General features: G+C 73.4%; 17 protein-coding genes. 8 read left to right on the forward strand and 9 right to left on the reverse strand.

The window, feature by feature from the left end; translation table 11 throughout:
* Positions 1–174 precede the first annotated feature (174 nt).
* From C4J65_RS05425 to C4J65_RS05435, 3 genes are all read right to left on the reverse strand, one after another.
* A complete protein-coding gene (locus tag C4J65_RS05425) occupies positions 175–444 on the reverse strand; it encodes a hypothetical protein (protein ID WP_003977105.1) in 270 nt (89 codons plus the stop codon).
* Between the two features lie 115 nt (positions 445–559).
* Positions 560–1357, reverse strand: a complete 798-nt coding sequence (locus C4J65_RS05430; protein ID WP_115741349.1) for an anti-sigma factor — start codon at positions 1355–1357, stop codon at positions 560–562.
* A complete protein-coding gene (locus tag C4J65_RS05435; RefSeq protein ID WP_162833537.1) occupies positions 1354–1896 on the reverse strand; it encodes a sigma-70 family RNA polymerase sigma factor in 543 nt (180 codons plus the stop codon). Before C4J65_RS05435 ends, C4J65_RS05430 begins: the two co-directional genes overlap by 4 nt.
* Before the next feature lie 214 nt (positions 1897–2110).
* Between C4J65_RS05435 and C4J65_RS05440 the strand changes: the two genes are divergently transcribed.
* Positions 2111–3763, forward strand: a complete 1653-nt coding sequence (locus tag C4J65_RS05440; RefSeq protein ID WP_115741351.1) for a serine/threonine-protein kinase — start codon at positions 2111–2113, stop codon at positions 3761–3763.
* A gap of 2 nt (positions 3764–3765) precedes the next feature.
* On the opposite strand, the gene C4J65_RS05445 is transcribed toward C4J65_RS05440, so the two are convergent.
* On the reverse strand, positions 3766–4572 hold the full coding sequence (locus tag C4J65_RS05445) for an SGNH family lipase (protein WP_115741352.1): 807 nt from the start codon (positions 4570–4572) through the stop codon (positions 3766–3768).
* Between the two features lie 185 nt (positions 4573–4757).
* On the opposite strand from C4J65_RS05445, the gene C4J65_RS05450 reads away from it, so the two are divergent.
* Together C4J65_RS05450 and C4J65_RS05455 are read left to right on the forward strand one after the other, a co-directional pair.
* A complete protein-coding gene (locus C4J65_RS05450; RefSeq protein WP_115741353.1) occupies positions 4758–5852 on the forward strand; it encodes a DUF5925 domain-containing protein in 1095 nt (364 codons plus the stop codon).
* Between the two features lie 34 nt (positions 5853–5886).
* The gene (locus C4J65_RS05455; RefSeq protein ID WP_115741354.1) at positions 5887–6720 is read left to right on the forward strand and encodes a DUF72 domain-containing protein; all 834 of its coding nucleotides are present in this window, start codon (positions 5887–5889) and stop codon (positions 6718–6720) included.
* On the opposite strand, the gene C4J65_RS05460 is transcribed toward C4J65_RS05455, so the two are convergent.
* Entirely contained in the window at positions 6711–7076 is a 366-nt protein-coding gene (locus tag C4J65_RS05460) for a GntR family transcriptional regulator (protein ID WP_162833038.1), read from the reverse strand. The two genes, C4J65_RS05455 and C4J65_RS05460, sit on opposite strands and share 10 nt — an antisense overlap.
* A gap of 71 nt (positions 7077–7147) precedes the next feature.
* Here C4J65_RS05460 and C4J65_RS05465 point away from each other — a divergent pair, with 71 nt between their 5' ends.
* Both C4J65_RS05465 and C4J65_RS05470 read left to right on the forward strand, forming a co-directional pair.
* Positions 7148–8074, forward strand: a complete 927-nt coding sequence (locus C4J65_RS05465) for a GNAT family N-acetyltransferase (protein ID WP_115741356.1) — start codon at positions 7148–7150, stop codon at positions 8072–8074.
* Positions 8055–8555, forward strand: coding sequence for a DUF402 domain-containing protein (locus C4J65_RS05470; protein WP_115746310.1), 501 nt, complete (start codon positions 8055–8057; stop codon positions 8553–8555). The genes C4J65_RS05465 and C4J65_RS05470 overlap by 20 nt, the downstream gene beginning before the upstream one ends.
* A 13-nt stretch (positions 8556–8568) precedes the next feature.
* Here the strand turns inward: C4J65_RS05470 and C4J65_RS05475 are convergent, their stop codons facing one another.
* Positions 8569–9186 carry a class I SAM-dependent methyltransferase gene (locus C4J65_RS05475; protein ID WP_115741357.1) on the reverse strand — a complete coding sequence of 206 codons (618 nt, stop codon included), beginning with the start codon at positions 9184–9186 and terminating at the stop codon, positions 8569–8571.
* Between the two features lie 151 nt (positions 9187–9337).
* Here C4J65_RS05475 and C4J65_RS37020 point away from each other — a divergent pair, with 151 nt between their 5' ends.
* The gene (locus C4J65_RS37020) at positions 9338–9472 is read left to right on the forward strand and encodes a hypothetical protein (protein ID WP_003977094.1); all 135 of its coding nucleotides are present in this window, start codon (positions 9338–9340) and stop codon (positions 9470–9472) included.
* Between the two features lie 25 nt (positions 9473–9497).
* Here C4J65_RS37020 and C4J65_RS05485 read toward each other — a convergent pair whose 3' ends face one another.
* Entirely contained in the window at positions 9498–9965 is a 468-nt protein-coding gene (locus C4J65_RS05485; RefSeq protein ID WP_115741358.1) for a GNAT family N-acetyltransferase, read from the reverse strand.
* A gap of 178 nt (positions 9966–10143) precedes the next feature.
* On the opposite strand from C4J65_RS05485, the gene C4J65_RS05490 reads away from it, so the two are divergent.
* Positions 10144–11166: a lytic polysaccharide monooxygenase gene (locus tag C4J65_RS05490; RefSeq protein WP_115741359.1), complete on the forward strand. Its 1023-nt coding sequence runs from the start codon at positions 10144–10146 to the stop codon at positions 11164–11166.
* An 88-nt stretch (positions 11167–11254) separates the two neighbouring features.
* On the opposite strand, the gene C4J65_RS05495 is transcribed toward C4J65_RS05490, so the two are convergent.
* Positions 11255–12127, reverse strand: a complete 873-nt coding sequence (locus C4J65_RS05495) for an alpha/beta fold hydrolase (protein WP_115741360.1) — start codon at positions 12125–12127, stop codon at positions 11255–11257.
* Positions 12128–12319: 192 nt separating this feature from the next.
* Positions 12320–12766, reverse strand: a complete 447-nt coding sequence (locus C4J65_RS05500) for a MarR family transcriptional regulator (protein WP_115741361.1) — start codon at positions 12764–12766, stop codon at positions 12320–12322.
* Positions 12767–12876: 110 nt separating this feature from the next.
* On the opposite strand from C4J65_RS05500, the gene C4J65_RS05505 reads away from it, so the two are divergent.
* Positions 12877–13251, forward strand: a complete 375-nt coding sequence (locus C4J65_RS05505) for a cupin domain-containing protein (RefSeq protein ID WP_115741362.1) — start codon at positions 12877–12879, stop codon at positions 13249–13251.
* Positions 13252–13259: the final 8 nt, after the last annotated feature.

Genomic DNA, 13259 nt, shown 5'->3' on the forward strand with positions numbered 1-13259 from the left:
AAGATGCCGTGCGGGACGAGAACGTGCGAACGCGTGCGGGACGGACGTACGAGGTCGGGTGTACCGGGAGGGCCCGCGCTCGGGGAGCACACCGGGGCGCCGCTGCGTGCCGTGGGGATGACGGACGAGTGCCGCGGCGCCGCGCCGGGAGGTGTGACCGCCGGAGCGCGGGCCTCAGTTGCCGCCGAACAGCGAACGGCGCAGTCGGCGCAGCGGTGCGAACAGCGAGACCCGGCGCACCCTGGCGCCTCGGTTGCTGCGCTTGTGTGCGGGCTCACGCGCGGTCAGCTCGCGCATCAGCGACGTCGCCTCCACGGTCTCCCGCGGCGGGAGGGCGGGCCCTCCGAGTACCGCGAGATGACGGTCGAGGCGCGAGCTGGTCGCGCTGCTTCCGCAGGTGATCGCAGGGACCCTTGCCCTGCTGCGCACTGTTATCTGTTCCATGTCACTCCCCACCCGTACGAGTCCACCCGGCCCGGGCAGGGTAACCCTATCGCCCCGGTACGGCATGCGTGTATCGCGGTCACAGGATTCACCTTCCCCGTAAGGGGGTTGACGATTACTCTCCGAATCCGACAGATTCCAGGGCGAGTTGGACGTCCGGCTCACTCGTCGGCAGGTCCGAGCCCCCGTCGGGTTCCACCGTCACCGCGAGTGACGTAGCGGAGCGGCTCAGGCCGGAGGCGATCAGGGGCGTGTCGCCGTCGAAGAGCCCGAGGGAGCGTGGCTCGGCGCCGGGGCGCATCAGCCACAGTTGGCGCACGCGGTCGCCCGGCGGCTCGCCGTACCCGCTGAGGGTCACCACCGCGCGCCCCCTGGACGCGGAGGCGACCACCGCGACACCGCGGCCGCGTGCGTCCGCACCGCGCGCCGCCCGGGCGTCCGGGGCGGCCAGAACGTGGGCGATCTCACGTGCCCGGTCCCGTGCGGTGTCCAGCTCGTCCCGGGTCCGGTCGGCCCGCACCGCGAAGAGCGAGGCGACCACGAGCGCCGCGGCGGCCGTCACCGTGGCGAACGGCACGAGCAGGGGGCGCGGCCGGACGTGCCCGACCGGCCGCCGCCCGACCGGCCGCCGCCCGACCGGCCGCCGCCCGACCGGCCGCCGCTGGACCGGTCCGCGCGCGGGCGCGGGCTCCTGCGCGATGGTGCGTACGGCGGTCAGGACCCGCTCGCGCAGGGCGGGCGGCGCGGGGGTGGCCGTGGAACGGGCCAGCCGGGCGGCGTCCTCGGACAGCGCCCGCACCTCGGCGGCGCAGCGGGCGCAGCCCTCCAGGTGCCGTTCGAAGCGGACCCGTTCGGCGCCCTCCAGGGCGTCCAGGGCGTAGGGGGCGGCGAGCGAGTGGCCGAAGAGGCTCATGCGACGCCTCCCAGGCACTCGCGCAGGCGGCCCAGTCCGTCGCGCATCCGGGTCTTCACCGTGCCCAGCGGGAGGGAGAGGCGCTCGGCCACCTCCCGGTAGGTGTAGCCGTCGTAGTAGGCGAGGGTGACCGACTGGCGCTGCAGGGCGGTCAGGCGGTCCAGGCAGCGCCGCACCCACTCGCGTTCGAGTCCCGCCTCGACCTCCTCCGCCACCTGGTCGAAGGCGGGGTGGTGGGAGCGGCGGGCCTCGCGCCGGTCGCGTTCGCCGGCGGCGCGGGCGCTGCGCACCCGGTCGACGGCGCGGCGGTGGGCGACGGTGAGGATCCACGACAGGGCGCTTCCCCGGCGGGGGTCGAAGCGCGCCGCCGACCGCCACAGTTCGAGCAGTACCTCCTGCGCCACCTCCTCCGACTGGGCGGGGTCGCGCACCACGCGCCGCACGAGTCCGAACACCGGCCCCGACACCAGCCCGTACAGCTCCTCGAAGGCCTTCTGGTCGCCGTCCGCCACCAGCACCAGCAGCTCGTCCGCCGCCACCCGGTCCCCCTCCACCCCGTCCTCCTCTCCGCGGACCGCTCCCGGCCCGTCGACGTGACCGCCGGGCGCGCGGTCGCACGCCCTCCGCAGGGGTTACGGATGCGCGGCCCGAAATCGACAGTCTCCGGGGCGGGTTCGGCGCCGTGGGGGTCGCGTCCGCACCGGGTTGGTCTACTTTGTGAAGGGTCCGCGCGCGACGTCATAGGGGGCGCCCGTGTCCGGAGAACCCGACGGCGAGCGTGTGATCGCCGGTCGCTACCGGCTCCTGTCGCCGCTCGGCGAGGGCGGCATGGGCACCGTGTGGCGCGCCCGCGACGAGGTGCTGCGCCGCGAGGTCGCCGTCAAGGAGGTGCGTGCCCCCGCCGGGCTGCCGCAGGCCGACGTCGGTCGGATGTACGCCCGGCTGGAGCGCGAGGCGTGGGCCGCCGCCCGGATCTCCCACCCCAACGTGGTCACGGTGTACGACGTGGCCACCGACGGCGGTCGGCCCTGGATCGTGATGGAGCTGGTCCGCGGGCTGTCCCTGGCCGACCTGCTGGACGCCGAGGGCCCGTTGGAGCCCCGCCGGGCGGGGCTGATCGGCGCCGAGGTGCTGGCCGCGCTGCGGGCCGCGCACGCCGCGGGGGTGCTGCACCGGGACGTGAAGCCGGCCAACGTGCTGCTGGCGAACGACGGCCGGGTGGTGCTCACCGACTTCGGGATCGCCAGGGTGGAGGGCAGCGAGGCGCTGACCATGACCGGCGAGGTCGTCGGCTCGCCCGAGTACCTCGCCCCGGAGCGGGCGCTGGGCCGCACGCCCGGTCCCGCGTCCGACCTGTGGTCGCTGGGCGTACTGCTGTACGCGGCGGTGGAGGGGGCCTCGCCGTTCCGTCAGGACACTCCGCTGAGCACCCTGCGGGCGATCGTCGACGAGGAGTTGCCGCCGCCCCACCGGGCGGGTGCGCTCGGGCCGGTGGTGGAGGCACTGCTGCGCAAGGATCCGGCCGAGCGGCTCCCGGCGGACGAGGCCGAACGCGAGTTGCGCCTGGTGGGCGCCGGCGGGGCTCCGTCCGACCGGGGCCGCACCGGGGCCACGCCGTCCGGCGCGTTCGCCCCGACGGTCGTGGCCCGCCCGGGGCCGCCCACCGCACCGACGCCGCCGATGCCCGTACCCGCGGCCGGGGACACCTCCGCGCCGGGTGCGGCAGGTATGCCGGGGGGCCGGGACCGGCGGGCGCGTGCCGTGCTGGTGGTGGGGCTGGCGGTGCTGGTCCTGGCGCTGGCCGGACTGACGTACTCGCTGCTGGACCGCTCGGACGGCGGTGGCGGGACGGAGGGTTCGGGCGGGAGCCCGGACCCGGGGGCCACGTCCACGGCGACGAGCGGCGGCACCGGGGAGCCGAGCCCCTCGGCATCCTCCGGGAGCGACGGCGGGGACAGCAGCCCCGAACCGCAGTCGGTGAAGGTGTCCGTGGTGGGCTCGCGCACCCACTACTCGGGGGCCTGTCCGCCGCCGCACGACCGGGCACCCGCGTTCACGGCGACGTTCACGGTCGGGCGGCTGCCCGCGGAAGTCGGCTACCGGTGGGTGACCGCGGACGGATCGGTCTCCGACCCGGGGTGGCGGACGCTGTCCTTCCCCTCGGGCGGCGCCCGCTCGCGTCAGGACGGCGTGGTGGTGACGACGCACGACGACACCGGCGCGTTCGAGAGTGCCGTGCGGGTGGAGGTGCGGAGTCCGGTGCGGGCCACGTCCAACGCGGTGGCGTTCTCGGTGACCTGCGGGACCGGGACCGGAACGGAGACGGGGACGGGGACGGAGACCCCGACGGGCGGGGCCTCCCACTCCTCGTCTCCCTCCGCTCCTTCTTCTTCTCCTTCCGCTTGAGGTCAGGCGGCGCCGTTGAGGACCGGCAGGTAGCCACCGGACTGGCCGGTCGCGGTGGGGTGGTACGACTCGCCGATGTTCAGCCAGTTGACGCTGTGCAGCCAGGAGCTGCCGGAGCACAGCTCGTGGCCGGTGAAGGTGGTGCGTACGTCGCCGAAGGTGAAGCCGTGGGCGGCGACGCGCTGGGCGATGACGGTGTTGAGGTGGTCGGAGGCCTTGTTGATCGCCGTCCGCTTGGTCTCGGACAGGCCGACGCAGGTGCTGCCGAGCTTGTAGAAGCGCGGGTAGCCGATGACGACGACATGGGCGTTCGGCGCCTTGTCGCTGATCGCCGAGTAGACGCCGTCGAGCTTGCCGGGCAGCGTCGAGTCGACGTACGCCTCCGCGGTGGCGATCCGCGACAGGCAGGAGCTGTCGGACTGGAGCACACACGTCGTCATGACGTCGGCGAACCCGGCGTCGTTGCCGCCGATGCTGATCGAGACGAGGCCGGTGCTGGAGCTGAGCGGGCCGAGCTGTCCGGCCAGAACTTCACCCGTACGGGCGCCGGAACAGGCCGTGAAGTCGAACGTGGAGGGTGAGTGGGCGGCCGCCCACAGGTACGGATGGGACTTGGTGCTGCGCTTGCAGTCGCCGCTCGAGCTGATGTAGCTGCCCGCTCCGACCCCGGAGGAGTAGGAGTCGCCGAGGGCCACATAGCCGTCGGCGGCGGCGGGTTGGGCCGCCTGGGCGGTCGCTGCCCCGGTGAGGGCGGCGCCGGCGGCGAGGAGGAATGAACTCAGGAAGCCGACAAGTCGGAAACGTCTCACGCTACCTCCCTTAGCAGGATTGCTGCCACAACCGTGGTAGCAGCTACGCGCGTTGACTGGAAGTGTCCATGCCAAGAATTGGCTGACACTCGTTCAAGTTCGGACGAAAGCCCGCGGGAGCGCCCCTGCCGCGTGTGCCCGGGAAAGCGGGTGCACGCGGCGGCCGGGTGCCCGATCATGGCGGCATGTCCGTGAACCCGCACGAAGTCCTGCCGATCCGGCTCAACGTGGACGACAGCGACTCCCCGTCCGACGTCGTCGACGCGCTGTTCCTCGGCCGTTTCGCCACGGGTGAGCAGCCGTACTCGCACGCGGCGAACATCGACCGCGTACGGTCCGGCGCCACGCTGCTGCCGCCCGGCGCGCGCGTACTGCGGATCGCCCGCGACGACGACCGCAGCGCGACGCTGGCGGAGGGCGACGGCTGGACGCTGCTGGTCTCGCGCTGGAACCGGGGCGCCGACGTCACGGTGACGGCGACCAGCGCCGACCTCGCCGAGAAGGTGCTCGGCGAGGCGACGGACGGCGCCGCGGACGAGCCCGAACCGCAGCCGGAGAACGTGACGATGGGCTTCTGGTACGTCTCCCCGCGGCGCGGCCCGCACCGCACCACCCGCCAGATCGCCGCGGGCACCTGGGACGAGGTCCGGGCCAACTACACGGCGCCGGTCGCCGACGCGATGGACGGCCTGATGAAGACGACGCCCGAGGACATCGCGGGCCGGCTGCTGCTCCTGCACGGTCCGCCGGGCACCGGCAAGACCTCCGCGCTGCGCACCCTCGCCCGCTCCTGGCGGGACTGGTGCCAGGTGGACTGCGTCCTCGACCCGGAGCGACTCTTCTCCGACGTCGGGTATCTGATGGACATCGCCATCGGTGAGGAGGACGCGGCGGGCAAGGGCCGCTGGCGGCTGCTGCTGCTGGAGGACTGCGACGAACTGATCCGCGGCGAGGCCAAGCACACGGCGGGCCAGGCGCTCTCCCGCCTGCTGAACCTCACCGACGGACTCCTCGGCCAGGGCCGCAACGTCCTGGTCGGCGTCACCACCAACGAGGACCTGGAGCGCCTGCACCCCGCCGTCGTCCGCCCCGGCCGCTGCCTGGCCCGCATCGAGGTCGGCCCGCTGACCCGGCGGGAGGCGGCGGACTGGCTCGGCACGGAAGAAGGGGTCGGCCGCGAGGGCGCCACCCTGGCGGAGCTGTACGCCCTGCGCCGGGGCACCTCACCGACCGCGCTGCCGGAGCCGCGGGCGGGCACGGAGGCCGGGCTGTACCTGTAGCCCGGCCGCCGCGGCGCGGTGCTTTGATGGGGGTATGACCCTGTTCGTCGGCACGTCGGGCTGGCAGTACCGGGACTGGCGGGAGACCTTCTACCCGCCCGGTCTGCCGGTCCGGCGCTGGCTGGAGCACTATGCGGCCGCCTTCGCGACGGTCGAGATCAACAACGCCTTCTACCGCCTGCCCGCCCGGGAGACCTTCGCCGCATGGCGGGACCGCGTCCCACCGGACTTCACGGTCGCGGTCAAGGCCAGCCGCTACCTGACGCACATCAAACGCCTGCGCGACCCGGCCGAGCCGGTCGACCGCCTGATGACCCACGCGGCCGGTCTGGGCGACCGCCTCGGCCCGGTCCTGCTGCAACTGCCCCCGACCCTGCGCGCCGACCCGGACCTCCTGGACACCTGCCTGGCCTGCTTCCCGCCGGGCACCCGGGTCGCGGTGGAACCCCGGCACGCGTCCTGGTGGACACCCGAGGTCCGCGAGGTCCTCGTGTCCCGGCAAGCGGCCCTGTGCTGGGCGGACGTCCGCGCCCGCCCGGTCACCCCGCTGTGGCGCACCGCCGACTGGGGCTACGTCCGCTTCCACGAGGGCCGGGCCGGGGCCTGGCCGCACTACGGCCGCCGCTCGCTGGCGACCTGGCTCGACCGCATCGCCACGACCTGGCCGAACACGGGCGACGTCTACACCTACTTCAACAACGACCCGAACGGGGCAGCGGTACAGGACGCCGCGACGTTCGCACAATTGGCTCGCACGTCGGCACTGACGGTCACACGTACGCCCTCAGGGGCGCGGGGAACTGCGCGACAAGCCACAGCGGACCTGCAGCCGGGCTGCGACCCAAACCCCAACGGCGCTCACCCGTAAGCCGCCCGCAACGCATCCCGAACCGCCCCCAACGCGTCCTCCTCCGACACCCCCAGCCGCCGAGCCCGCTCGGCATACCCCTGGGCCGCGACGGCCACCTCCCGCTCCGCCGCGGAGCCCGCGGCAGCGACGAACGTTCCGTTGCGCCCCCGCGTCTCGATCACCCCGTCCGCCTCCAGCGCCCGGTACGCCTTGGCGACCGTGTTCGCCGCGAGCCCGAGGGATTCGGCGAGTCCGCGCACGGTGGGCAGCCGGTACCCGACCGGCAGGGCTCCCGAGCGCGCCTGTTCGGAGATCTGCGCGCGCACCTGCTCGTAGGGCGGCGCGCCGTCGTCGACATGGATCTTCAAGGTCACCGGGCGATTGTCCCGTATCCCCGCGAAAATGAGAGGCACCCGGCCGCCCGTCCGCCGTAGCGTGCGCCCTCATGACCGTTCTCGTACGCGACCTGCGTTCCGACGACCCGGCCGATGTCGCGGCCTTCGCCCAGGTCCGCCATCTCGCCGTGCCGTTCATCCTGTGGACGCCCGAGGCGGTCGTGCACCGGCTCGTCCACACCCACCCGGACGCCCGGAGCCGGTCCCTGGTCGCGGAGGAGGACGGGGAGGTGATCGGCACCGCCCAGCTCGGGCTGGTGCACGACAGCCCGGAGCCCGGCCAGGCCTACCTGAACGTCTACGTCCATCCGGAGCGGTTCCGGCGCGGGGCCGGTGGCCTGCTGGTGCGTACGGCCGAGGAGTACCTGGCCGGTGAGGGCGCCGGGAAGCTGTACTCCTGGGTGCTGGACGGGCCCGCCAACCTCGGCTTCGCCGAACGGCACGGCTACCGGCGGCGGCGCGCCGCGCACTTCCTCCGGCTGGACCTGGCGAACGCCGCGCTCCCGCCCCGTTGGTCCCCTCCCCCGGGTGTCGAACTGCGTACCGCCGCCGACTACGCGGACGACCCCCGGCCCGTGTTCGAGCTGGACGCGGAGACGGTCGCGGACGAACCGAGCGACGTCGGCGTCGAGTTCACGGACTACGAGGCCTGGCTCGCGGAGACCTGGCGGCACCCGCTGCTCGACCGCGAACTGACCACGGTCGTGGTCGTCGACGGCCGCCCGGCCGCCTTCAGCGTCGCCCACACCGACGGCCCCCGGTACGCGACCGCGATGACCGGCACGGTCCGCGCCCGGCGCGGCCGGGGCCTGGCCAAGCTCGCCAAGACCGACTCCCTGCACCGGGCCCGCGCGGCCGGGTACACGGAGGCGCTCACCGGCAACGACACCGACAACGGCCCGATGCTCGCCATCAACAAGTGGCTCGGGTACGAGATCTGCGCGACGGAGGTGCGCCATGTCCGTGAACTCGGCTGAACCGTCCGCCGAGGTGGACGTGATCCTGGTCAAGGCGGGCCGTACGAAGATCCGCTACGCGGCCACGCTGCTGCACGACGACGGCACCCGCCTCGCCGTCCGCGCCCCCTGGGCCGGGGACGGCGTGCGCGACTTCGGCTTCGTGCGCTTCGAGGCCGGGGACGTCTTCACCGAGTACTACTGGCGCGACCGTTGGTACTCCGTGAAGGAGGTCCGGACCGCGGCCGGTGCACTGAAGGGCTGGTACTGCGACGTCACCCGCCCGGCCGTCCTGACCGGCACGGAACTGGTCGCCGAGGACCTCGACCTGGACCTGTGGCGTTCCGCCGACGGCACGGACGTACGGCGCCTGGACGAGGACGAGTTCGCCGAGAGCGGACTGGCGGACCGGGACCCGGAGGCCGCTGCCGCCGCGGTGGCCGCTCTGGACGAACTGGAGCGGCTGGCCCGCGGGGACGGCTTCACCGGCCTGCTGGCGTAGCCCGCCGCGGGGCTCACCCGTACGTCGCCACCACCGCGTACCGCTCGTCCGACACCGCTCTGCCCCACAGCGACGGGTCGTCCGACAGCCGCTCCACCCGGGCCTGCCCGGCGAGCGGTCCGAGCAGGGCGGTGACCCTGTCGGCCGGTATGCCGGCCGGGGCGACGCTCCCCCACACGCCCTCGACCAGGACCAGCCGTCCGCCGGGGCGCAGCAGCTGCCGCCAGTGCCGCAGGGCCCGGCCGGGGTCGGGCAGCGTCCACAGGACGTGCCGGACCAGCACGGCGTCGAAGCGCTGCTCCCCCACGGGCGGTGCCGCGGCGTCACCGGTGAGGAACACCGCGTCACGGCCGGCGAGTTTGGTTCTGGCCAGCTCCACCATGGCCGGGGAGAGATCGACACCGGTGATGTGGTGTCCCTGCTCGGCCGCGAGGAGTGACAGGCTGCCGGTGCCGCAGCCCAGGTCGAGCACGTCGCCGGGGAGCGCGGGCAGCCAGGAGGCCAGCCTGGCCGCCCAGGCCCGGCGCACCTCCGCGTCGCGCAGGCCGTGGTCCGGCTCGTCGTCGAAGGAGGCGGCCAGCGCGTCCCAGTCGGCACCCGGTGCGGTCGCTCCGTCACTGTTCCCACTCATGTGCCCAGGGTGACACGCGCCACTGACAACGGAGTCGGGGCGCGGGAACGTGACAACCGCCACTGACAGTTGTGCATCGATGAGCGAGTCTCGGGGAAAGGGTCTACCTCCGTGAGGACGCGGAACCCGGTGGATCCGTAAGGAGGCAGCCATGCGCCGTCTGACCGTGCAGAAGCCCCTGAAGAAGACCGACGCCCGCCGAGTCCGCGAGGAGATCGACGAGCGTCCCTCCGGGCGCCCGGAGGTCCGCAAGGACATCGCGCGCACCTGGTGGCCGGAGAGCTGACCGGCAGGCCCGGGCATGAGACGCCTCAGAGCAGCCGCTTGCGGTAGTGGACGCGGTCGTAGGGCCCGTCCACGCGGCGTTCCACGACTTCGTACCCGTACCTCGGGTAGATCTCCTGGTTCTCCCGCATCATCGCGTTCGTACAGAGCCTGACCTCGGGCAGGCCCAGCTCCCGCGCGTACGCGTCCACGAACCGCAGCAGCCGCCGGCCCACACCCCTGCCGTGCGCGCCGGGGTGGACGGCGATGCTGTCGAGGAACAGGTGGTCGGCGTGCGCCGCCACGACGACGAGTCCCACGGGTCCCGCCCGGCCCGTGCCGGGCTCGTCGGTGACGAACACCTTCCCCGCCGCCACGTTCGCCGCGTGGTCCGCCTCCATGGGCTGCGGCACCACCCCGATGCGCTCGACGTAGGGGCGGTAGGCGGCGTCGGTCACGGCCTTCACCGCCGGTACGTCCGCGGCGACCGCCCGCCGGATCCGCTGTCGTTCCATGCCGTGAACGGTAGCTACCTCAGCCCAGTCTGAGCACTCCCTTAACGCGACCATAAGGATCTCCGTCACCCGCCTCCCGCAGGCGATTTCGCGGTCCTCCGGGGCTAGCTTGCTGATCAACCCCACGGGTTCCGACCCGAGTTGCCGCATCCCCAGTGACCGTTTCGAGGAGTTCCCCATGCCCGCACCGTCCGCGTCCCGCAGGGTCGCCGCCGTCGCCGTCGCCGGTCTCGCCCCGCTCGCCCTGACCACGCTGGCCGCCGCCCCCGCTTCGGCGCACGGTTCGATGGGCGACCCGGTCAGCCGGGTGTCGCAGTGCCACGCGGAGGGGCCCGAGAGCCCGAAGTCGGCCGCGTGCAGGGCGGCGGTCGCGGCGGGCGGCACGCAGGCGCTCTACGACTGGAACGGCATCCGCATCGGCGACGCCGACGGCAGGCACCAGGAGCTGGTCCCGGACGGCAAGCTGTGCAGCGCCGGCGACCCGGCGTTCAAGGGCCTGGACCTGGCCCGCGCCGACTGGCCCGCGACCGGCGTGAGCAGCGGCTCGTACACCTTCAAGTACCGCGTGACGGCCCCGCACAAGGGCACGTTCAAGGTCTACATCACGAAGCCGGGCTACGACCCGTCGCAGCCGCTCGGCTGGGGCGACCTGGACCTGTCCGCCCCGGTGGCGACCTCCACCGACCCGGTCGCCTCGGGCGGCTTCTACACCTTCTCCGGCACGCTGCCGGAGCGGTCCGGCAAGCACCTGCTGTACGCGGTGTGGCAGCGCTCGGACAGCCCGGAGGCGTTCTACTCCTGCTCGGACGTCACCTTCGGCGGCGACGGCGGCACCGCGTCCGGCGACGCGGAGGCGGGCGCCGCCCCGGCTCCGGAGGCCTCCGCACCCTCCGAGGAGCAGCTCGCGGCCGCGGCGGAGAAGTCGACGATCGAGCACCACGGTCACGGCGACCAGGACGCGGCGACCACCACGGACCCGACGGACCCGGCCGCCGCCCCGGAGCGGGCGCCCGGTACCGCCGCCGAGCCCAACGAGGTCAAGGCCGCCGGCGGGGGTACGGAGAACCTCGCCGAGACCGGCGGGGACAGCACCACGCCCTACATCGCCGTCGGCGGCGCCGCGGCCCTGGCCCTCGGCGCGGCCGTCCTGTTCGCGTCGGTCCGGCGGCGCGCGACGACCGGTGGCCGGCACGGCCACTGACGCGGGGGAAGCGCGGGGCCCGTCCGGCGGCTCAGGCCGGGCGGGCCCCGCGTGACGTGCGCCGGGGCGCGGGGGTGGGAAGCGCCCGTCAGCCGAAGACGGAGGCGCAGGTGGTGGGCGTGGCGTGCGCCGGGTCCAGGGCGTTGGTCACCTCGTGGAAGGCGATCCGGTCGAACATTCCGATCGCCAGGTGCTCGGAGAGGTCGAACGGGCACAGGTCCTGCAGCAGGACGTTGCGCACCCCGGGACCGTCGAGGAACTGGCTGCGGTACGGCGTGACCACCTCGTCGTACTTCGTGGCGAGGACGGTGTAGCGGACGCCGGGCACGGTGTCGCCGCCCGCGTTGAGCTTGGTGAGGACGTCGGAGCCGACGATCTGGTCGGCGAGGGCGGGGGTGTGCTCGTCGAGCAGGTCCTCGACGCCGGGGAAGTACGGCAGCAGGCGGGTGAGGCCGGACAGGGTGGTGCCGTGGTTGCTGGGCGCTATGCCGACCAGGGCGTTCACCTTGTCGGCCCCGCCGAGGAACCTGAGGTAGTAGCGGGGCATCATGCCGCCCTGCGAGTGGCCGACGAGGTCGGTCTCGGCGGCGCCGGTCGCGGTGAGCACCTTGTCGACGTAGGCGGCCAGTTGTCCGGCCGACTTCTCGACCGGGCCGAGTCCGTTGAAGAGCGGGACGCCGGGCAACTGGCCGTAGTCCAGGGAGAAGACGCAGTAGCCGCGGTTCCTCAGGTAGGGCGCGAGGCCCAGCCAGTTGTCGACGGAGTTCCCGAAGGTGCCGTGGACCAGGACGACGGGGCGGGGGTGGGCGGCGGAGGGCTCGCAGGTGTAGTCGTTCCAGCCGGAGCCGGGGCGGGCGTCCGCGGTGGGGGCGGCGGTGGCGGTGACGGTGGGGACCAGGGCGACCGCGACGGCCAGCAGCAGCGCGGCCAGCGGTCTGAACACTCGACTCCAGGGCAGCATCGGGTGATCTCCTTGCGGATCGGGGGAGTTGCGACGGCAGGGATGCCCTGTGATCCGGATCACGGGATGCTGTTCACTCGTCAAGTTACGGGCGAGTAGTGCAAGAGTGAAGTTACGCGTCAGTAAAAACTTCCAGTGATAACCGACGCCGATATCCGACGCCGTCGGCGCCGCGGGTGCCAGCGGGTCAGGTCACCAGGTGGGCCGCATCGGCCCGGCCGGCGCCACGCGCAGCAGGCCGTCGCGCAGCGCCCGCACCCCGTCCTCGCCGAGCACGTCGGCCCACGCACCCACGGCCTCCGCGGCCGCCGCCTCCGCCGCCCGCGTGCAGGCCCACCCGGCCTCCGTCATCACGACGAGCCGGGCGCGCGCGTCGGCGGGATGCGGCCGGCGCTCGGCGTACCCCTTGCGGACCAGTTCCTCGACGAGCTGACTGGCGGCCTGCTTGGTCACTCCGAGGTGGACGGCGAGGTCGGTGACCGTGGCGCCGTCCGGGGCGAGCCGGGCGAAGGCGAACCCGTGCGCGGGCCGCACGCCCTCGAAGCCGCGGGCGACGACACCCTCGTGGATGCGCTGCGTGAGTCCGCCGGCCGCGGCGAGCAGGGCGGCGGTGAGGGCCATGGCGTCGGAGTTCTGCACGGGGGCATTGAAACACCCTTGACACTTTGGTCAAGCGGCTTGACCATGAGAACGGCAGAAGTAGTCAAGCTGCTTGACCATATTGCCCACATGTCCAGAGGAGCCCCGTCATGCCCGTCGTCCGCTCGTCCGAAGGCGTCACCCACGAGATCCACGGCGCCCGTTTCGTCTCGTACGCCAGCCCCCGTGCCGGCAGCAAGGAGCTGTGCGCCTGGCGGGGCGAGATCCCGGCGGGCACGAAGGCACCCGCGCACACCGTCGACCGGGAGGAGATCTTCCACCTGCTCACCGGCGAGCTGCTGATCACCCTCGACGGCCGCTCCGAGCACGTCACCGCGGGCGACACCGTGATCATCGGTTCCGGGACGACCCTCGCCGTCGAGAACCCCACCGACCGGACCGCGATCTCCTGGGTCACCACCTCCGTCGGCCTGACGGCGGAGCTGGCCGACGGCACCCGCCTCACTCCCCCGTGGGCCAACTGACCCGCGGG

It is taken from the genome of Streptomyces sp. CB09001, from assembly GCF_003369795.1.
Lineage (GTDB): Bacteria > Actinomycetota > Actinomycetes > Streptomycetales > Streptomycetaceae > Streptomyces.